The sequence below is a fragment of the Proteus sp. Marseille-Q3619 genome (assembly GCF_965283115.1).
The window spans coordinates 1310852-1332189 of record NZ_CBDIMP010000001.1 but is presented as its reverse complement, the minus strand read 5'-3'; the positions used below and the strand labels follow the sequence as shown (position 1 = coordinate 1332189).

16 protein-coding genes, 2 tRNA genes and 3 rRNA genes are annotated in these 21338 nt (G+C 41.0%); 14 read left to right on the top strand and 7 right to left on the bottom strand.

The features are described from left to right. Window positions 1-3 precede the first annotated feature (3 nt). The 3 genes from accA (at window position 4) to tilS (ending at window position 3451) form a co-directional block, all read left to right on the top strand. Window positions 4-963: an acetyl-CoA carboxylase carboxyl transferase subunit alpha gene (accA, locus tag ACWPWK_RS06065; protein WP_109373124.1), complete on the top strand. Its 960-nt coding sequence runs from the start codon at window positions 4-6 to the stop codon at window positions 961-963. Between the two features lie 239 nt (window positions 964-1202). Continuing rightward, entirely contained in the window at window positions 1203-1946 is a 744-nt protein-coding gene (locus ACWPWK_RS06060; protein WP_109373125.1) for an SDR family NAD(P)-dependent oxidoreductase, read from the top strand. Window positions 1947-2119: 173 nt separating this feature from the next. Beyond that, window positions 2120-3451, top strand: a complete 1332-nt coding sequence (gene tilS, locus ACWPWK_RS06055; RefSeq protein ID WP_109373126.1) for a tRNA lysidine(34) synthetase TilS — start codon at window positions 2120-2122, stop codon at window positions 3449-3451. A gap of 33 nt (window positions 3452-3484) precedes the next feature. Here the strand turns inward: tilS and rof are convergent, their stop codons facing one another. Continuing rightward, complete coding sequence (gene rof, locus ACWPWK_RS06050; RefSeq protein WP_109373127.1) at window positions 3485-3745, bottom strand: Rho-binding antiterminator; 261 nt, start codon at window positions 3743-3745, stop codon at window positions 3485-3487. A 262-nt stretch (window positions 3746-4007) separates the two neighbouring features. Between rof and nlpE the strand changes: the two genes are divergently transcribed. Then, on the top strand, window positions 4008-4688 hold the full coding sequence (gene nlpE / locus ACWPWK_RS06045) for an envelope stress response activation lipoprotein NlpE (RefSeq protein ID WP_160230640.1): 681 nt from the start codon (window positions 4008-4010) through the stop codon (window positions 4686-4688). A gap of 89 nt (window positions 4689-4777) precedes the next feature. Here nlpE and proS read toward each other — a convergent pair whose 3' ends face one another. The 6 genes from proS to metN form a co-directional block, all read right to left on the bottom strand. Continuing rightward, window positions 4778-6493, bottom strand: coding sequence for a proline--tRNA ligase (gene proS, locus ACWPWK_RS06040; protein ID WP_109373129.1), 1716 nt, complete (start codon window positions 6491-6493; stop codon window positions 4778-4780). 479 nt (window positions 6494-6972) lie between these two features. Further along, window positions 6973-7680, bottom strand: a complete 708-nt coding sequence (gene tsaA, locus ACWPWK_RS06035; RefSeq protein WP_109373130.1) for a tRNA (N6-threonylcarbamoyladenosine(37)-N6)-methyltransferase TrmO — start codon at window positions 7678-7680, stop codon at window positions 6973-6975. Continuing rightward, window positions 7677-8087 carry an Rcs stress response system protein RcsF gene (gene rcsF, locus ACWPWK_RS06030; protein ID WP_109373131.1) on the bottom strand — a complete coding sequence of 137 codons (411 nt, stop codon included), beginning with the start codon at window positions 8085-8087 and terminating at the stop codon, window positions 7677-7679. The genes tsaA and rcsF overlap by 4 nt, the downstream gene beginning before the upstream one ends. A 130-nt stretch (window positions 8088-8217) precedes the next feature. Next, window positions 8218-9033 carry a MetQ/NlpA family lipoprotein gene (locus tag ACWPWK_RS06025; RefSeq protein WP_109373132.1) on the bottom strand — a complete coding sequence of 272 codons (816 nt, stop codon included), beginning with the start codon at window positions 9031-9033 and terminating at the stop codon, window positions 8218-8220. A gap of 66 nt (window positions 9034-9099) precedes the next feature. Further along, complete coding sequence (locus ACWPWK_RS06020) at window positions 9100-9753, bottom strand: methionine ABC transporter permease MetI (protein ID WP_109373133.1); 654 nt, start codon at window positions 9751-9753, stop codon at window positions 9100-9102. Next, window positions 9746-10777 (bottom strand): methionine ABC transporter ATP-binding protein MetN, encoded by a 1032-nt coding sequence (gene metN / locus ACWPWK_RS06015; RefSeq protein WP_099074391.1) that lies wholly within the window; start codon window positions 10775-10777, stop codon window positions 9746-9748. Before metN ends, ACWPWK_RS06020 begins: the two co-directional genes overlap by 8 nt. A 192-nt stretch (window positions 10778-10969) precedes the next feature. Here metN and gmhB point away from each other — a divergent pair, with 192 nt between their 5' ends. The 10 genes from gmhB (at window position 10970) to ACWPWK_RS05965 (ending at window position 21259) form a co-directional block, all read left to right on the top strand. Next, entirely contained in the window at window positions 10970-11536 is a 567-nt protein-coding gene (gene gmhB / locus ACWPWK_RS06010; RefSeq protein ID WP_109373134.1) for a D-glycero-beta-D-manno-heptose 1,7-bisphosphate 7-phosphatase, read from the top strand. Window positions 11537-11932: 396 nt separating this feature from the next. Beyond that, window positions 11933-13475 (top strand): 16S ribosomal RNA (locus ACWPWK_RS06005). Window positions 13476-13559: 84 nt separating this feature from the next. Continuing rightward, window positions 13560-13635 (top strand) — tRNA-Glu (locus ACWPWK_RS06000). Window positions 13636-14003: 368 nt separating this feature from the next. Then, window positions 14004-16906 (top strand): 23S ribosomal RNA (locus ACWPWK_RS05995). Window positions 16907-17024: 118 nt separating this feature from the next. Beyond that, window positions 17025-17140: ribosomal RNA gene (gene rrf, locus ACWPWK_RS05990) — 5S ribosomal RNA — on the top strand. The 16S, 23S and 5S rRNA genes sit together here with 2 tRNA genes alongside, the layout of an rRNA operon. A gap of 50 nt (window positions 17141-17190) precedes the next feature. After that, a tRNA-Asp gene (locus ACWPWK_RS05985) sits at window positions 17191-17267 on the top strand. Between the two features lie 217 nt (window positions 17268-17484). Then, on the top strand, window positions 17485-18270 hold the full coding sequence (locus tag ACWPWK_RS05980) for an endonuclease/exonuclease/phosphatase family protein (protein ID WP_109371463.1): 786 nt from the start codon (window positions 17485-17487) through the stop codon (window positions 18268-18270). A 184-nt stretch (window positions 18271-18454) separates the two neighbouring features. After that, window positions 18455-19648 carry an NAD(P)/FAD-dependent oxidoreductase gene (locus ACWPWK_RS05975; protein ID WP_109371461.1) on the top strand — a complete coding sequence of 398 codons (1194 nt, stop codon included), beginning with the start codon at window positions 18455-18457 and terminating at the stop codon, window positions 19646-19648. Window positions 19649-19659: 11 nt separating this feature from the next. Continuing rightward, complete coding sequence (locus ACWPWK_RS05970) at window positions 19660-20058, top strand: hypothetical protein (protein WP_109371459.1); 399 nt, start codon at window positions 19660-19662, stop codon at window positions 20056-20058. Window positions 20059-20077: 19 nt separating this feature from the next. Further along, the gene (locus ACWPWK_RS05965) at window positions 20078-21259 is read left to right on the top strand and encodes a methionine gamma-lyase (RefSeq protein WP_109371457.1); all 1182 of its coding nucleotides are present in this window, start codon (window positions 20078-20080) and stop codon (window positions 21257-21259) included. The last annotated feature ends 79 nt before the right edge of the window (window positions 21260-21338 follow it).

Genomic DNA, 21338 nt, shown 5'->3' with positions numbered 1-21338 from the left:
GTTATGAGTCTTAATTTTCTGGATTTTGAACAGCCAATTGCCGAGTTAGAAGCGAAAATTGATTCGCTAACCGCAGTTAGCCAACATGATGAAAAAATTGATATTAATATCGATGAAGAAGTTTCACGCTTAAGAGAAAAAAGCCTAGAGCTAACGCGTAAGATTTTTTCTGATCTTGGTGCATGGCAAGTAGCACAACTTGCACGTCATCCATTAAGACCTTACACACTGGATTATATTCATCGTATCTTTACTGACTTCCAAGAATTAGCAGGCGACCGTGCTTATGCTGATGATAAAGCCATTGTTGGTGGTATCGCTCGTTTAGATGGTCGTCCAGTGATGGTTATTGGGCACCAAAAAGGGCGTGAAACGAAAGAGAAAATCCGCCGTAACTTTGGTATGCCAGCGCCAGAAGGCTATCGCAAAGCGCTTCGTTTAATGGAAATGGCGCAACGTTTTAATCTTCCTATTATCACCTTTATTGATACTCCTGGTGCTTATCCAGGTGTTGGTGCTGAAGAGCGTGGTCAATCAGAAGCGATTGCACGTAACTTACGTGAAATGTCACGCTTTGGCGTGCCAATCATCTGTACTGTTATTGGCGAAGGTGGTTCTGGTGGTGCACTAGCCATTGGTGTTGGTGATAAAGTGAATATGCTGCAATACAGCACCTATTCTGTTATTTCACCAGAAGGTTGTGCATCTATCCTTTGGAAAAGCGCTGATAAAGCACCATTAGCCGCAGAAGCGATGGGTATCACTGCAAATCGTTTAAAAGAGCTTAAGCTGATTGATACAGTTATTCCTGAGCCTTTAGGTGGCGCACATCGTCACTATGATGAAATTGCAGCGTCTTTAAAAGCACAAATCAAAGCTGATTTAGACGAGTTAGATGCATTTGAATCAGAAGAGCTAACAAACCGTCGCTACCAACGTTTAATGGAATACGGTTACTGCTGATAGCACCATGTTATTCAAAAAGTAAAAGAAAACCTCATGTTGATAACATGAGGTTTTTTTGTCTCTAAAAACTATCCTCATTGAGATAATAAAATGAGGTTATATTTACTATAATACATTATATATCAATATGTTAAGTTGATCTCAAAAACAATATTAATTCACTTTTTTACTAAAAGAATAATCAACCCTATCTATTATTTTATAGGGTCATTTACTTCTTTTGTGAGGAAAAAGCGATGATATCGTTTAATGGTAAGGTTGGGATAATTACAGGTGGTAATAGCGGGATTGGATTAGCTTCTGCGGAAAAGTTTTTATCCTTAGGCGCATCTGTTGTTATCATTGGCAGTAATTTAACTCGAGGGCAAAAAGCAGAAAAATACTTAAAAGAAAAAGGGCTTTCGGGTGAATTTATACAAATGGACGTGAAAAGTGAAAAAGAGAACGAACAACTTATTGATTATGTAGTAAATAAATATGGGCGACTGGATTTCATTTTTGCTAATGCTGGTGTTTTAACTGATAACATTGCAGATAAATTAGAATATGAAAAATGGAAAGGGGTATTAGACGTTAATCTTAATGGGCTCTTTCTGATTAATCGTGCAGCTATTCAATATTGGCTGAAAAACAAACTATCAGGTGCAATTGTTAATTGTAGTTCGATTTGCTCCTTTGTTGGTCAACACGAGTTTCCTGCCTATTGTGCATCAAAAGGTGGTGTTAAATTACTGACACAAACACTTGCTATTGATTATGCAAGCAAAGGTATTCGTATTAATGCGGTTTGTCCAGGGTATATTGATACACCTTTATTAGATGGGCGTGAACTAGATAAGCAAAAGTTGGCGACATTGCACCCGATTGGTCGTCTTGGTACGCCAGAAGAAGTGGCTAATGTTGTAGCATTTTTGGCTAGTGACGCAGCTTCGTTTGTCACTGGAGCCTCTTATTTGGTCGATGGTGGTTTTACAGCATAAATAGCTTTTGTTCAAAGGCAGAATAATCAATATTCTGCTTTCTTTTGGCTCTTTATATGAGCCATTCAAGATCCTTGGATATGGTATTAATTGCAGGAATGCTTTGTATTCGTGCAAAATCAGGTAGAAAAGCTTAACATAATCATCTGAATTCACAGATAAATGATAATGCTATGGAACTGGAAAACTGTTCACTTCTTGAAGAAATCAAACAACAGATTGATCCTTACACTAAAATTTTGGTGGGTTTTAGTGGTGGGGTAGATTCAACAGTTTTATTGCATGGGCTTGTTCGTTTGCGTGATGAATTCCAGTTACCTTTAGAATTAGCAGCTATCTATATTCATCATGGATTAAATATCAAAGCAGATGATTGGCTTGCCCACTGTAAACAATATTGTCAGCAATGGCGTGTCGATTTTATCAGTGAAAAAGTGAATGTAGATCCTAAAGAGGGTGGCCTTGAAAGTGGTGCAAGAGAGGCGCGTTATCAAGCCTTTCGCCGATATTTACAGCCACAACAAGTATTAGTGACTGCTCAACACCAAGATGATCAAGCTGAAACTTTTTTACTGGCTTTAAAGCGAGGCAGTGGCCCTGCTGGATTGTCTTCAATGCCTGCCAAGATGTTGTTTGAGAATAGTTATTTACTTCGACCATTACTTAATATTACTCGTGAGCAAATCGAGTCCTATGCGACAGAGCAACGATTAAATTGGATAGAAGACGATAGTAATCAAGATGATCGTTATGATCGCAATTTTTTACGATTGCGTGTTATGCCCTTACTAGCTCAACGTTGGCCTCATTTTTCACAAGCGGTAACTAGAAGTGCTGCATTGTGTGGTGAACAAGAAGCACTACTAGACGAACTATTAGATTCTGAACTTAATGGTTTAATGGACAGTGAACACAGCTTAGATATTAATCAACTTGCCCATTGTAGTGTTATAAAGCGCAATGCTTTACTGAGGCGCTGGTTTGCTAAACACAATAAAACCATGCCTTCAAGACAACAAATATTACGACTATGGCAAGAAGTGGCTTTAGCCAAAGCGGATGCCGAACCTAGATTACAATTTTATCAAGATGAAGTCAGACGTTATAAACAGCGCCTTTATCTAGTTCCAATCATTAAAGAGCCTGCTGAGCATGCTATTGAGTGGTCGCTCAATGAGCCTTTATGTTTACCTAATGGATTAGGTGCTCTATCACTCGTAGCCGAAATTGGAAAAAACACTGTCAGAAAGCCTTCGAGTGATGAAAAAGTCACTGTGCGTTTTGGTTTAACACAAGCATCTTTACGTATTGTAGGGCGAGAGCATGCTCGACATAGTAAAAAGATTTGGCAAGAGCTTGAAGTTGCACCTTGGCGTAGAACCCGGATCCCTTTGATTTATTATAATGATACGTTAATTGCAGCTATTGACACATTTGTTACTTTTGAGGGAAAAGCAACATCAGAACACGCTATTACTATTGAGTGGCGAAAGGCTCATGAATGAACAACCGCCGGTTGGCGGTTGTTCTTTATTCGGTTATTCCGATTTTATAACAATTGTCCCAAGTTCGGGATTAGAAAAACTGGCAATAACATCCAGTCGTAAATCTTTAGAGCCTTCAGACGTTTTGACTTTTAGGTATTCAACTTTCTTGCTTAAGAAAAGGTCATCCGCAACACCTTCAATAAGCTCACCATCATGCAGTTCAATATGGAGTGCTAAACCACGCTGACATGCTAACTCCAGATACTCATAATCATCACAGTTAATTGGTTGATATTCTGTATTTGTTGACATATTCCCTCACCACTCTTTCGTGGCGGTGTTGCCGCCAGTGAATAATTCAGAATAAAATCATTATGCTGTTATTCGATGTGAGCACAATAGTTATTATAATAATTTTCTGAAATAGTTCTTTATTCGAAGTGATTTGAGAAATAATTAACAATTATGGGTGCATTTATCTTAAAGCTTGTTTTATTGCCCCCTTTTATTTTAAAAAATGTTAGAATCATATAGAGAATGATTTATTAAAAAGTACCCAGAATGTAGGGAGTCGATGATGGGGAAAAAATTTTTATTTGCAGCCGTTGCTGCTGGGTTATTTATACTGTCAGGTTGCCAAAATAATATTGGCTTATCACTTGATGGAAAAATTGTAGACCAAACTTACAACAGTATTCTGCCTTGTGCCGATTGCTCTGGCATCGACACGACAATTCTTGTTAATCAAGATGGCTCTTATGTTATGGAGCAAAGCTATCAAGGTTCACCTGATGATAAACGTAGTTTCTTTGAATCAGGAACATGGGTATTAGGTAAAGATAAGCTGACATTGACTAATAGTTATGGTGAGAAGAGCTATTATTTACCTCGTGAAGATAAATTAGTCATGCTTGATATTGATGGCAATGTTATTAATTCAGAACTAAATTATACTTTAGCTAAGGTTCAACCTAAACAGCTTGCCGGCGAGTTCACTTATTTTGCTGATGCAGGTACGTTTAAAGATTGCCAATCAGGGCGTGTTTACGCAGCTAGTGGTATTGAATTGGAAAAAGGCTATTTCTCAACGGGTGTTGAGGGTGGAACACCTGTTTACCTCGAAGTAAATGGTTATTACAGTATTCGTCCTTCAATGGAAGACGGTCAATATGACCGAGCTTTAGTTGTTGCAGATGAAAAACCTCGTTTTAATCGTCATGGTTCTTGTGGAAATCATCGTGGTAGCAGAAGCTAAGTTTTAGTTATTCTATTCCTAATAAAAAACCCGCTTTTGCGGGTTTTTTGTTGCTCAATGAAGCCTCTTATCGTCAAGAGGCTTAATGATTAAGCGAGTTGCTCTTTGATAAAGGCAACAACATCATCAACATTGACTAGTGATTTATCATCACTACGACGTGCTTTATATTCGATTTGATTGTTATCGAGGTTACGATCACCAATCACGATCGTGTGTGGAATACCGATAAGTTCCATATCAGCAAACATTACACCCGGACGTTCTTTACGATCATCAAACAGAACATCAATACCTTGAGCACGTAATTCGTCATAAAGTTTGTCAGCGACTTCTTTAACACGATAAGAACGATGCATATTCATTGGTAAAATAGCAACTTGGAATGGTGCAATTGCATCTGGCCAAATAATACCGCGAGCATCATGATTTTGTTCAATAGCGGCAGCAACAATACGAGTTACACCGATACCATAACAGCCCATAGTAACGATTTGGTTATGACCTTCTTCGTTTTGTACGGTTGCTTTTAATGCTTCTGAATATTTTGTGCCAAGTTGGAAGATATGACCAACTTCAATACCACGTTTGATTAGTAACGTTCCTTTACCGTCTGGGCTTGGATCGCCTTCAACAACATTACGGATGTCTGCAATTTCAGCAACAGGCAGGTCACGCTCCCAGTTGATACCAAAATAGTGTTTACCATCAACGTTTGCACCTGCACCGAAATCACTCATCACAGAAACAGAACGATCCATAATAACAGGTAGTGGCAGATTAACTGGGCCTAATGAACCTGGGCCTGCATTTACAGCTTGGCGAATCTCAGCTTCAGTAGCGAAAGTTAAAGGTGCTGCAACGATAGCGCATTTTTCTGCTTTAACTTCATTAAGTTCGTGATCGCCACGGACTAATAATGCAACTAATGGGTGACCACTCTCTTTTGTACCACGAACAATCAGTGTCTTAACTGTTTTTTCAATGGGTAGATTGAATTGTTCAACTAATTCAGCAATTGTTTTAGCGTTTGGTGTATCCACTAAACGTAATTCTTCAGTTGCGGCAGCTCGTGGAGTTGCAGGCATTACTGCTTCTGCTAATTCGATATTGGCTGCATAGTCAGAGCCAGTTGAGAAGACGATGTCATCTTCACCGCTGTCTGCTAAAACTTGGAACTCATGAGAGGCATTACCACCGATAGAGCCTGTATCTGCAAGTACTGGACGGAAATCTAAACCAATACGTGAGAAAATTTTGCTGTAAGCTTCGTACATTCTGTCGTAAGTCTCTTGTAAAGACTCTTGAGAGATATGGAAAGAGTAAGCATCTTTCATAATAAATTCACGAGAACGCATAACACCAAAACGAGGGCGTACTTCATCGCGGAATTTAGTTTGAATTTGATATAAGTTCAGTGGAAGTTGTTTGTAAGAGGTAATTTCATTACGAACAATATCAGTAACAACTTCTTCATGAGTTGGGCCTAAAACGAATGGGCGCTCACCTCTGTCTGAAAAACGCAGTAATTCAGGGCCATACTGTTCCCAACGACCACTTTCTAGCCATAAGTCAGCGGGTTGAACAACGGGCATTGAAATCTCAAGTGATCCTGCGTTGTCCATCTCTTCACGAACAATTTTTTCAATTTTTCTTAGAACACGAACCCCTGTCGGCATCCAATCATAAAGACCAGAAGCGAGTTTACGGATCATGCCTGCGCGAAGCATAAGTTGATGGCTGACAATTTCTGCATCAGCAGGTGTCTCTTTTAAAGTAGAGAGCAAATAGTGGCTAGTACGCATTATTAGGTTCCATTAGAACAAAAATACTTAGGCTGACTGTCACGCCAGTCTATATCAATATAATTAGAGAAAGACTTTAGAGCGTGTTGATCTTTGCTGCTTATTTTTACAGCAAAAGAAATTTATAAAACAAGCAACATATTCAACTATTTTGGGTTTGGGCATTGATTGATATTAACAATGACCACTTAAAAATAAAAACAGCCCTACGGGTTCGATTAAAAGACGTTTCACTCATTTTATTCTGCGTTGAGAGGCGCTAGCCTAGTTCACTAGGCGGCGAGCCCCTCTCCTTGCCTAAAATGCTTTTAATTCGAATAAAAATCGACCATCAAAGGTCAACACGCTCTAGTCTACCAGTGACTTAGGTCTGCCAAAAGGGGCAAAGCATTTTTTTCAATCTGATTTGTCTAAAGACATGAGAATGACTCTCAGATTAGATTATTCATGATAGCAATATCAATGAAGATAATAGCAAGTTACCTCGGTTCTACACTAAGAACAAGTGTCTGTTGTCCATTGACTTGCCAGCGAACATTGAATTCGAGTAAGTGTACCGCATAAATTCTATCACTTTGTTCTCCCTTTTTATAAGCAGGACGAGGATCTTGCTGTAATACTTGGGTAATAAAGCGTGAAAGATGAGGGTATTCACTTGCATAGTGTTGCAGTTGTTCTGATGCAATCTGTGAAAAGAAAACTGGCATTTCGTTATTAGGGGCTTCTTGTGCAAAACCTGCAATCGCATTTGGTCGAGATTCTGCAAACGGTAAATAAGGTTTGATATCAAGAATAGGAGTGCCATCCACTAAATCGAGACTGCCTAATTCTAAAATAACAGACTGATTTTCGGCATTTACTTTTTTTAATTCAACTAACGACATACCAATTGGATTAGGACGAAAGGTTGAACGGGTGGCGAAAACGCCAATCTTTGCGTTTCCACCCAATCTCGGTGGGCGAACCAAAGGATGCCAACCTTGTTGTGCTGTTTGGTGAAAAACAAACAGTAACCAAAGGTGGCTAAATTGTTCTAAACCTCTGACTGCATCGGGGTGATTATAAGGGGTATGTAGAATAAGTTGACCGCCACCATCCTGGACTAATCCAGGTTGGCGTGGAACGGCAAATTTTTCTTTATAAGGGCTTGAAATATACCCTATAGGATTCATTTGGTAGGTGTTCATTTTGTAATGAGTAGGGCTGTGCCTTCACAAATGGCGGATTGATAGCAACCTAAGCCTGTGACAATTTGGCATTCATGCAATAAAACGGCATTCGCATTTTTGTAAGCCGCTTTTGTTGCCATTCTTTTTTTAGCAATAGGTAAACTTGCTGGAGGGTCTTGTAATGTTTGACGACAAGATTCGCCAGCGACAATACCGAGATCTTTAAAAGGTGCACCTAAAAGGTCTTCTGTTTTTTCAACAATACGCACTGAAGGTAAAGTTTGTGACCTCGGTTTTTGTGGTTGTCCTGGTTTATTTAAACGCATATCCGTAAATTTAGACTGATCAACATCAGATGATTTTTGCATTGAACAGCCTGTCATAAACAGCGCCATGATGCCAAGAAGTAGCAAGCGCATGTGCATGGGTTATATCCTCTTTATTATTGTCTATACAAAAATTAAACGGCACTAATTTAATGCAAATTAGCCAAGTAAAAAAGAGAAAGGCGAACAAATGTCCGCCTTTTTTATAATTAAGTTAAATTTTAACGTATTACCAGCCTTTTACAGCACCGCCGTTAAAGATTTTATTTGCAGCACTATCAACTTCATCAGTTTGGTAAGCTTGAATAAATTTCTTCACATTCTCACTGTCTTTATTATCTTCGCGAGCAACAATGATATTTACATATGGAGATTCTTTATCTTCAACAAAAATACCGTCTTTTGCTGGTGTTAAGTTTACTTGGCTTGCATAAGTGGTATTGATTACCGCCAAATAGATTTTTTGATCATCTAATGAACGTGGTAATTGAGGTGCTTCTAATTCTACTAATTTTAGATTTTTAGGATTTTCAATAATATCTAAAGAAGTTGGTAATAAGCCTACACCATCTTTTAATTTAATTAATCCCACTTTTTCTAATAACAGCAGTGAACGACCTAAGTTAGTTGGATCGTTAGGGATAGCCACTTGAGCGCCATCAGGTAAATCAGCTAAATCAGTAATTTTTTTAGAGTAACCCGCGATAGGGTAAATAAACGTATTTCCTACCGCAGTAATCTTGAAATTACGATCTTTAATTTGTTGATCCAAATAAGGTTTGTGTTGGAATGCATTAAGATCGATATCACCACGACTTAATGATTCATTAGGCATTACGAAGTCATTGAAAGTAACGAGTTCTACATCAAGACCATATTTATCTTTAGCAACTTGTTTTGCTACTTCTGCAACTTGTTGTTCAGAGCCAGAAATAACACCAACACGAATATGGTTTGGATCTTTTTCTTTTTCACCACAACCAGCTAATACTAATGCGCCAACTAAAGCACTTACGACTGCGAGCGATTTAAATTTCAATGACATACATTTACCCTTATTTGATCTGTTAATTAAAAGGTTTCGATTTAATAATTGAAACCTTCAATCTAATTATTTATGTGTTGTCAGCTTCACTAAGCGATCGCCGAAAAACTGAATGATAAAAACAAGAATAACGAGTAGAACAATCACAATATTCATTACAGTTGCATTATAGCCAACGTAACCATATTGATAGCCAATTTGACCTAAACCACCTGCACCAACAGCACCACCCATCGCTGAGTAACCCACTAATGTAATTAGTGTAATGGTTGCAGCATTAATCAAGCCTGGTAAAGATTCTGGTAATAAAATTTTCTTAATAATTTGCATTGGTGTTGCACCCATAGAACGAGATGCTTCAATTAATCCTTGTGGGATTTCCAATAGCGTATTTTCGACCATACGAGCAATAAAAGGTGCTGCGGCAACAGTTAATGGCACGATGGCTGCTTGCAAGCCAATAGATGTTCCTACAATCAAGCGAGTAAAAGGGATCATCCATACAAGTAAGATAATAAAAGGGATAGCCCTAAAAATATTCACAAGTGCTGAGATAACACGATAGGCAGGTGGATTTGCCATAATTTGTTCAGGACGAGTGACATAAAGTAAAACACCAAGTGGTAGCCCGATGACAAAACCAAAGAAGCCTGAAACGAAGGTCATGACTAAGGTTTCCCAGATCCCACTAATTAATAAATAAACCATTCCTTCAGACATAACCGAGAACCTCTACTTTCACATGATGCTCTTCTAAAAACGCAATCGACTTTTCAGTATTACCATTCTTACCGTGTAGCTCAGCTAACATCACGCCAAACTTCACACCACCGGCATAGTCCATTTGTGAACTTAAGATATTAATATCTGCGTCAAAACGACGAGCAACGATGGACATTAATGGTGCATCAACGGATTGACCGTTAAATTCAAGTTTCAATAATGGGAATAAACCTTCTTCCCACTCTGGTTTCATACGTTCTTTGTAATCTTCAGGAATATCCAATTGTAGTGTTGATTGGATAAAAGCCTGAGAAACAGGTGTTTTTGGATGAGAGAAAACTTCACTCACTGCATCACTTTCAACTAATTCACCACCACTTATTACTGCGACTTGATCACAAATGCGTTTTACAACGTCCATTTCATGAGTGATTAATAAAATGGTGAGGCCTAAACGACGGTTAATGTCTTTCAGCAATTCTAAAATAGAACGTGTTGTTGCTGGATCAAGTGCACTGGTGGCTTCATCACACAACAAAACGTTGGGTGAATTTGCTAATGCACGCGCTATTGCAACACGTTGCTTTTGTCCACCAGATAAGTTTGCTGGGTAATACTCTTTCTTATCTGATAAACCAACTAATTCAAGTAATTCATTAACACGCTTATTAATCTCAGCGCGAGGTGTGTTATCAAGTTCTAATGGCAGTGCCACATTATCAAATACGGTACGTGAAGACAGTAAGTTGAAATGTTGGAAAATCATGCCAATACCACGACGTGCTTTCGTTAATTCTTTATCAGATAACTTTGTGAGATCACGCCCATCAACAAGCACTTCACCTGAAGTGGGTTTTTCTAACATATTCACACAACGTATAAGTGTACTTTTACCCGCACCTGACGATCCGATAACACCAAAAATCTGCCCTTGTGGCACATGCAGGTTAATATTTGATAGCGCTTGTATAGAACGCTCTCCCTGCTTAAATACTTTGTTTATATTCGTCAGTTTAATCATGTTTTTCTTTATATAAGTAGATATGGGACATAAAGACTATTCTGCCCGAGTTAAAATAGATGTTAAGGCGTCTAGACGGCTAAGTCAATAAAAAAGAGTTGAAGACTAATAAAGAAAGAAAGCCGTGGATATCATTCTCTATATAAGAAAAAACATGCGATACTAATAAAAATATCTAAATGGAGTAATGCTGTGAGCAAGGGGATTTCTGCGATTTTCTTAGATCGCGATGGAACTATTAATATAGACCATGGTTATGTGTCTGAAATTGATAACTTTGAATTTATCGATGGCGTGATTGAGGCAATGGCTGAATTAAAAGCTATGGGATATGCCTTGGTACTAGTGACTAATCAATCGGGCATTGGGCGTGGCTACTATAGTGAAGATCAATTTTTACATCTAACAGAGTGGATGGATTGGTCTTTGGCAGATAGAGGTGTTGATTTAGATGGTATCTATTATTGTCCTCATCATCCTGATGCCACTGTAGAAGAATATAAGAAAGAATGTGATTGTCGCAAACCAGCCTCAGGTATGTTTATGGATGCAAAAGCACAATTAAACATCGATATGGCTTCTTCTTATATGGTTGGCGATAAAAAAGAAGATATGTTGGCAGCAAAAACTGCGGGAGTGGGTCATAAAATTCTTGTTCGCACTGGAAAAGAGATAACTGAAGAGGCACAACAGTGTGCAGATTTTGTTCTCGATAGCCTTGCAGACTTGCCAAAATGGCTAAAAAGCCACAAAAAATAGGCACTTCGTTTAATTTACCAACAAACGAACATTTTTTTTTAAAAAACTATTGCCAGCCTCAGAAAACTCCCTATAATGCGTCCTCGTTGTCACGGCACAGGGCGCTAAGCGAACTGACTGAGAGAACGAAGAAAAAAAGTGAAAAGCCTTGAAAATAAACGCTTGACACTGAATGAGGAAGATGTAGAATGCACCTCCTCGCAACAACGCAGAAGACCGGAAACGGCAGCGAATGTTGCACTGCTCTTTAACAAATTATCAGACAATCTGTGTGGGCACTCGCAGAGACGATATCTTCTAAAATATTAGATGTATCAAGTCTTGAAGAGTGAACAACAAAAGTAAATTCATTTATGAATAGCTAAGTTTTCGATTTCTTTGAGCATCAAACACTTTTAATTGAAGAGTTTGATCATGGCTCAGATTGAACGCTGGCGGCAGGCCTAACACATGCAAGTCGAGCGGTAACAGGAGAAAGCTTGCTTTCTTGCTGACGAGCGGCGGACGGGTGAGTAATGTATGGGGATCTGCCCGATAGAGGGGGATAACTACTGGAAACGGTAGCTAATACCGCATGACGTCTACGGACCAAAGCAGGGGCTCTTCGGACCTTGCGCTATCGGATGAACCCATATGGGATTAGCTAGTAGGTGAGGTAATGGCTCACCTAGGCGACGATCTCTAGCTGGTCTGAGAGGATGATCAGCCACACTGGGACTGAGACACGGCCCAGACTCCTACGGGAGGCAGCAGTGGGGAATATTGCACAATGGGCGCAAGCCTGATGCAGCCATGCCGCGTGTATGAAGAAGGCCTTAGGGTTGTAAAGTACTTTCAGCGGGGAGGAAGGTGATAAAGTTAATACCTTTATCAATTGACGTTACCCGCAGAAGAAGCACCGGCTAACTCCGTGCCAGCAGCCGCGGTAATACGGAGGGTGCAAGCGTTAATCGGAATTACTGGGCGTAAAGCGCACGCAGGCGGTCAATTAAGTCAGATGTGAAAGCCCCGAGCTTAACTTGGGAATTGCATCTGAAACTGGTTGGCTAGAGTCTTGTAGAGGGGGGTAGAATTCCACGTGTAGCGGTGAAATGCGTAGAGATGTGGAGGAATACCGGTGGCGAAGGCGGCCCCCTGGACAAAGACTGACGCTCAGGTGCGAAAGCGTGGGGAGCAAACAGGATTAGATACCCTGGTAGTCCACGCTGTAAACGATGTCGATTTAGAGGTTGTGGTCTTGAACCGTGGCTTCTGGAGCTAACGCGTTAAATCGACCGCCTGGGGAGTACGGCCGCAAGGTTAAAACTCAAATGAATTGACGGGGGCCCGCACAAGCGGTGGAGCATGTGGTTTAATTCGATGCAACGCGAAGAACCTTACCTACTCTTGACATCCAGCGAATCCTTTAGAGATAGAGGAGTGCCTTCGGGAACGCTGAGACAGGTGCTGCATGGCTGTCGTCAGCTCGTGTTGTGAAATGTTGGGTTAAGTCCCGCAACGAGCGCAACCCTTATCCTTTGTTGCCAGCGCGTGATGGCGGGAACTCAAAGGAGACTGCCGGTGATAAACCGGAGGAAGGTGGGGATGACGTCAAGTCATCATGGCCCTTACGAGTAGGGCTACACACGTGCTACAATGGCAGATACAAAGAGAAGCGACCTCGCGAGAGCAAGCGGAACTCATAAAGTCTGTCGTAGTCCGGATTGGAGTCTGCAACTCGACTCCATGAAGTCGGAATCGCTAGTAATCGTAGATCAGAATGCTACGGTGAATACGTTCCCGGGCCTTGTACACACCGCCCGTCACACCATGGGAGTGGGTTGCAAAAGAAGTAGGTAGCTTAACCTTCGGGAGGGCGCTTACCACTTTGTGATTCATGACTGGGGTGAAGTCGTAACAAGGTAACCGTAGGGGAACCTGCGGTTGGATCACCTCCTTACCTAAGAGATACGTGTTATGTGCAGTGCTCACACAGATTGTCTGATGAAGAACGAGCAAAAGCGCGTCTGCGAAGCTGACTGAAGTCCCCTTCGTCTAGAGGCCTAGGACACCGCCCTTTCACGGCGGTAACAGGGGTTCGAATCCCCTAGGGGACGCCAATTGCGCGGTATGAGTGAAAGGCGTACCACACTATAGTCTGATGAGAATCAGAGAATAGTTAAGATAATTCGCATGAGTTATTTTACCTATTATGCTCTTTAACAATCTGGAACAAGCTGAAAAATTGAAAACAAATCAATATATCACCGAGGTATATTGATGAGTCTCTCAAAATCTCAGACCTTGAATGTGTGATACTCCAAGGCGAGTGTCATGAGCGAGCAACAGCAATTCTAGGCGGACAGCGCGCAGTAAGCGCAGCATACATAAGTATGTGAGCATTACGAGCACTGCCCAACAACGAATTGATGCTTGTGTAGCCATGACCTTTAAAGTCGTCTTCGAGAGAAACACCTTCGGGTTGTGAGGTTAAGCGAATAAGCGTACACGGTGGATGCCTAGGCAATCAGAGGCGATGAAGGACGTGCTAATCTGCGATAAGCGTCGGTAAGGTGATATGAACCGTTATACCCGACGATTTCCGAATGGGGAAACCCAATATCCAATGGATATTATCATTAACTGAATACATAGGTTAATGAAGCGAACCGGGAGAACTGAAACATCTCAGTACCCCGAGGAAAAGAAATCAACCGAGATTCCCCTAGTAGCGGCGAGCGAACGGGGAACAGCCCAGAGTCTTAATCAATAGCAGCATCAGGAGAACGGTCTGGAAAGTCCGGCAGTAAAGGGTGATAGCCCCGTATCTGAAGATGCTGTTATTGTGAACTCGACGAGTAGGGCGGGACACGTGTTATCCTGTCTGAATATGGGGGGACCATCCTCCAAGGCTAAATACTCCTGATTGACCGATAGTGAACCAGTACCGTGAGGGAAAGGCGAAAAGAACCCCGGCGAGGGGAGTGAAAAAGAACCTGAAACCGTGTACGTACAAGCAGTAGGAGCCTCTTCGTGAGGTGACTGCGTACCTTTTGTATAATGGGTCAGCGACTTATATTCTGTAGCAAGGTTAACCGAATAGGGGAGCCGTAGGGAAACCGAGTCTTAACTGGGCGAATGAGTTGCAGGGTATAGACCCGAAACCCGGTGATCTATCCATGGGCAGGTTGAAGGTTGGGTAACACTAACTGGAGGACCGAACCGACTAATGTTGAAAAATTAGCGGATGACTTGTGGATGGGGGTGAAAGGCCAATCAAACCGGGAGATAGCTGGTTCTCCCCGAAAGCTATTTAGGTAGCGCCTCGTGAACTCATCTTCGGGGGTAGAGCACTGTTTCGACTAGGGGGTCATCCCGACTTACCAACTCGATGCAAACTGCGAATACCGAAGAATGTTATCACGGGAGACACACGGCGGGTGCTAACGTCCGTCGTGAAGAGGGAAACAACCCAGACCGCCAGCTAAGGTCCCAAAGTCATGGTTAAGTGGGAAACGAAGTGGGAAGGCTCAGACAGCCAGGATGTTGGCTTAGAAGCAGCCATCATTTAAAGAAAGCGTAATAGCTCACTGGTCGAGTCGGCCCGCGCGGAAGATGTAACGGGGCTAAACCATGCACCGAAGCTGCGGCAGCGACACTATGTGTTGTTGGGTAGGGGAGCGTTCTGTAAGCCTGCGAAGGTGTACTGTGAGGTATGCTGGAGGTATCAGAAGTGCGAATGCTGACATAAGTAACGATAATGCGGGTGAAAAACCCGCACGCCGGAAGACCAAGGGTTCCTGTCCAACGTTAATCGGGGCAGGGTGAGTCGACCCCTAAGGCGAGGCTGAAAAGCGTAGTCGATGGGAAACGGGTTAATATTCCCGTACTGGTGGTAACTGCGATGGGGGAACGGAGAAGGCTAGGTTGTCCGGGCGACGGTCGTCCCGGTTCAAGCATGTAGGCAGAGTGATTAGGCAAATCCGGTCACTTAATGCTGAGGTGTGATGACGAGCCACTAAGGTGGTGAAGCAATTGATGCCCTGCTTCCAGGAAAAGCCTCTAAGCTTCAGGTTACCAACAATCGTACCCCAAACCGACACAGGTGGTCAGGTAGAGAATACTCAGGCGCTTGAGAGAACTCGGGTGAAGGAACTAGGCAAAATGGTGCCGTAACTTCGGGAGAAGGCACGCTGGCGGTAAGTGAAGTCCCTTGCGGACGGAGCCGAAGCCAGTCGAAGATACCAGCTGGCTGCAACTGTTTATTAAAAACACAGCACTGTGCAAACACGAAAGTGGACGTATACGGTGTGACGCCTGCCCGGTGCTGGAAGGTTAATTGATGGGGTTATCCTTAGGGAGAAGCTCTTGATCGAAGCCCCAGTAAACGGCGGCCGTAACTATAACGGTCCTAAGGTAGCGAAATTCCTTGTCGGGTAAGTTCCGACCTGCACGAATGGCGTAATGATGGCCAGGCTGTCTCCACCCGAGACTCAGTGAAATTGAACTCGCTGTGAAGATGCAGTGTACCCGCGGCAAGACGGAAAGACCCCGTGAACCTTTACTATAGCTTGACACTGAACATTGAGCCTTGATGTGTAGGATAGGTGGGAGACTTAGAAGTGTGGACGCCAGTCTGCATGGAGTCAACCTTGAAATACCACCCTTTAACGTTTGATGTTCTAACCTAGGCCCGTAATCCGGGTCGGGGACCGTGTCTGGTGGGTAGTTTGACTGGGGCGGTCTCCTCCTAAAGAGTAACGGAGGAGCACGAAGGTTGGCTAAGCATGGTCGGACATCATGCGGTTAGTGCAAAGGCATAAGCCAGCTTGACTGTGAGAGTGACGGCTCGAGCAGGTACGAAAGTAGGTCTTAGTGATCCGGTGGTTCTGAATGGAAGGGCCATCGCTCAACGGATAAAAGGTACTCCGGGGATAACAGGCTGATACCGCCCAAGAGTTCATATCGACGGCGGTGTTTGGCACCTCGATGTCGGCTCATCACATCCTGGGGCTGAAGTAGGTCCCAAGGGTATGGCTGTTCGCCATTTAAAGTGGTACGCGAGCTGGGTTTAGAACGTCGTGAGACAGTTCGGTCCCTATCTGCCGTGGGCGTTGGAAGATTGAGAGGGGTTGCTCCTAGTACGAGAGGACCGGAGTGAACGCACCACTGGTGTTCGGGTTGTCATGCCAATGGCATTGCCCGGTAGCTAAGTGCGGAAGAGATAACCGCTGAAAGCATCTAAGCGGGAAACTTGCCTCGAGATGAGTCTTCCCTGTCACCTAGAGTGACCTAAAGGAACGTTTAAGACTAAGACGTTGATAGGCTGGGTGTGTAAGCGTAGCGATACGTTGAGCTAACCAGTACTAATGAACCGTGAGGCTTAACCTGACAACACCGAAGGTGTTTTGTCTGAGAGACAAACAGTAGATGAAGTAAGCTTGTTTAAGATTGAAATTGCTGGTTACTGAGAAAGAAACGACAGTAACGGGTAATAAAACCGAATTTGCTTGGCGGCCATAGCGCAGCGGACCCACCTGAATCCATGCCGAACTCAGAAGTGAAACGTTGTAGCGCCGATGGTAGTGTGGGGTCTCCCCATGTGAGAGTAGGGAACTGCCAGGCATTAATTAAAGCGTTAGTGTTAAATAACATTAATCGCGCAAAGAATACGCGGAGCGGTAGTTCAGTTGGTTAGAATACCTGCCTGTCACGCAGGGGGTCGCGGGTTCGAGTCCCGTCCGTTCCGCCAACATTAAGAAACCTAAGTTTAACGACTTAGGTTTTTTTTTGCTTAAAATTTAGAATAAAAAATAAATTAATCGGATAATTTTAAGTAAACATAACTATTATATATAAAAATAATTACTTTTGTTGATTATGGTGTCCTTTTAAAGGGTGAGAGCGAAGCTTGGCTTTGGTATACTTTAGTTATAGCAAGATATCTTGCTGTTTATCTGAGGTTGCTAATGGCGAAAAAACCGAATTATTCAGTGCGTTTTGTAGCAGGTCAACCTGTTGAAAGGATTGAGCCCAGCCCACCTTTAAGTGAAAGAAAGGATACCTTACCTATCGGAATGCCCCTTTACACTGAAGGCACTCTAAAAATTGCGGTTTGGAATATCTATAAACAGCAACGACTCAATTGGCGTAATATGTTGGAAACGCTCTCAACAGATACGCATTTGCTTTTGTTACAAGAAGCTCAAACTACACCTGAGCTTGTACGTTTTGCTGGAATTCACCATTTAATTGCAGACCAAGTCCCTGCCTTGGCTTTTCAACAACACCCAGCTGGTGTGATGACATTATCAAGTTCCCATCCTATCTATTGCTGCCCTCTCAGAGAGAAAGAGCCCTTTTTACGACTACCCAAATCAGCATTAATTACGGTATATCCATTAATTACGGGTGATCATTTAATGGTTATTAATGTACATGCGATTAATTTTAGTTTTGGTGTCGATGTTTATCAGCGTCAATTGAGCAATTTATCTGTTCATATCATGAATCACAAAGGACCTGTTATTTTAGCGGGTGATTTTAATGCGTGGAGCCGCCCAAGAGTCAATGTATTAAAACGTTTTGCAAGAGCGTTAAGACTTAAAGAAGTTATTTTTGATAATGATTGGCGTACAAAAGCCTTTGGTAAACCTTTGGATTATATTTTTTATCGAGGGTTATCGTTGAATAAAGCTGAGGTCTTAATCACAGATGCATCTGACCATCATCCTTTAATCGCGACATTTTATTAGTAGGTAATAATAACATAAGTTAATATTTAATTTTTAATATTTAAATTAAATATGATTATATCATCTATCAATTAGATATATTATTTTATGGGTAATTTATCTATCTATTTAATCTATTTGTTATATTAACGTTATTTACTATACTTTTTTGGTCTATCTAATATCACTAGATATAGGAAATAAAATGCCAACAAAAAATATAGTTATTATTGGCGGTGGTACCGGCGGAACTATTCTTGCTAATATCCTAGCTAAAAAATTAAATGACGAAATCTTTTCAAATAAAATTAAAATTACGCTTATTTCAGATAATCCTAATCATTATTACAAACCTGCATTTATGTATATTGCATTTAATCTTTTTTTAAAAGAAGAGCTAATGCGATCAGAAAGAAGTTTATTAAGACCCGAAATTGAATTTGTTATTGATAAAGCAGAACGTTTTGACTTTAATAATAAAGTAATTTATTGCGAGTCTAATAAAAAATATAACTATGATTTTTTAGTATTAGCAACAGGTTGTGTTCCTAGTCCTCATAGAATTGAAGGCTTAAAAGAAGCGGGAAATCATTTTTACCAATATGAAGCCGCAAGAACACTTGCTGATAAATTAGCTAAAATTGAAAAAGGCCGTGTATTTATTACTGTTAGCTTCCCTGAAACACCTAATGTACCGCATCAATGTGGTATTGCTCCTATGGAGACAACATTGATGCTGGATGAGCTTCTTCGTCAGCGTCGGGTGAGAAATAATATTGAAATTGTTTATACCTATCCTACGGTTGCTCAACTTCTAAGAAACTGCCTGTTTATGCAACAGGAAGTTTGTGAAGTTCTTCCGGCCGTATTCTCTGAGCGAGATATTAAAGCTAAGCGAGGCTTTACGTTGAGCCATGTTGATCCTGATAAGAAAATAGCTTACTCAAAAGAGGGCGAGGAAGAGCCATTTGATATCCTTATGAGTACACCGCCTATTACTGCCGTTGAGGCGATTCGTAATACTGGTTTGAGTGAACATAATAATGGTGAAGGTTGGTTACCTACTGATCCTGAAACATTGCAAGTCTATGGATTAAATCAAGTGTATGTTCTTGGTGATACGGTTGATTTACCGATTAGTAAAGCCGGCGGTAGTTGTCATAACCAAGCGGGTGTAATTGCAAATAACATCTGTGGTGAACTTCGTTACGGTTATCCTGCTGCGATTTATGATGGTCGTGTGCAAGCGGTCGCACAAATGGGATTATCAGCCGGTATGCCATTACAGTATGACTATAAACATGACGTAATTCCTACACCACCGACAAAGCTAGGCGGATTACTGCGTAATAGTTATAACCGAGGTTTATATTGGGCAACCGTTAGAGGATTATTATAGGGGATACAATAATGAGTGAAAATAACTTAAGCTCAGCAGATATTCAACTATTATCTGATGAAGATAAATTACATCTTCAACATTTATTAGAAAAAGCAAGACCATTATTAGCATTAAAGCGCTTTGATAATATCGTCGATTTATTATCTTTAATATCTGACTCAATAGATATTATGGATAATGCAACAGTTGAAAAAATTTCGGTTGCGTTTGAAGAAACATTAATTCCAATATGGGAGTTAGGTGCTGCTTATAATATGGCAAAGAAAGAATCTATTTATCAAGATAAAAAATATACATTAGGTTCAACTTTTGCATTATTAAGAAATCCTGATACTCTTAAAGGGATTTCAATTATTTTAAGAACAGTTCAAATTATCGGGGGAAATAACAAACTAATAGAAAGTTAATTAATAAATAGGAGATGTAATGACGCAAAGTAATAAACATTTTAATACTCAAGCAATACATTATGGTTATTCTCCGTTAGATTCTCAGGGGGCATTAGTGCCTCCTGTTTTTCAAACATCCACTTTTGTTTTTCCAACGGCACAATATGGTGCTGATTGCTTTGCTGGAAAACAAAAAGGGTATTTTTATTCTCGGATCTCAAACCCTACTTTAGAGTTATTAGAAAAGCGTTTAGCACAATTAGAAAATGGTGAAGGCGCCGTTGTTTTTTCTTCAGGAATAGGGGCAATTACTTCTAGTTGCTGGTCGTTACTTCAGCCTGGTGATGAACTCATTGCTGATATGACGCTTTATGGTTGCACTTTTACATTTTTTAATCATGGACTTGCTAAATTTGGTGTTAAAATAAAGCACGTTGATTTAACTAACCTTGAAAAACTGAAAGAAGCGATTACTGAGAAAACAAAATTAATTTTTTTTGAAACTCCGGCTAATCCTAATATGCGAGTGAGTGATATTGCAAAAATATCAGAAATTGCGCATCAACATAATATTTTAGTCATGGTCGATAGTACTTATTGCTCGCCTTATTTACAGCAACCTTTAAAACTTGGTGCTGATATTGTTGTGCATTCTATGACCAAATATTTATCAGGTCATGGGGATGTCACTGCGGGAGCGATTATTACCACGCACGCCTTAGCGGATAAAATACGTGTTGAAGGTTTAAAGGATATGACGGGGGCTTGTTTATCTCCTCATGATGCCTCGTTAATATTACGAGGAATAAAAACACTGAGCATAAGGATGGAGCAGATCTGTAAAAATGCACAACGTATTGCAGAATATCTTACAGATAATCCTAAGGTTGAAACTATTCATTATCCGGGATTAGTTTCTTTCCCTCAATATGAACTCGCCAAACGCCAGATGCGTTTATCTGGTGGCATGATAGCTATTGAGCTAAAAGGAGGCATAAAAGTGGGTAGAGAGTTTCTCAATCGTTTAAATCTCTTTAGTCGAGCAGTGAGTTTAGGAGACTGCGAATCTTTAGCTCAACATCCTGCCACAATGACTCATGCCACTTATAGTGCAGAAGAACGACAAAGACATGGTATTAGTGATGGTTTAATTCGACTATCGATTGGTCTTGAAGATGTGGATGATTTAATTGCTGATTTAAAACAAGCTCTGGCTTAGTGAAAATCGCATAATTTATAATAAAGAAAAAGGCTGTGAATTAATCCACAGCCTTTATTGTTTAACTCAGAATTATTTG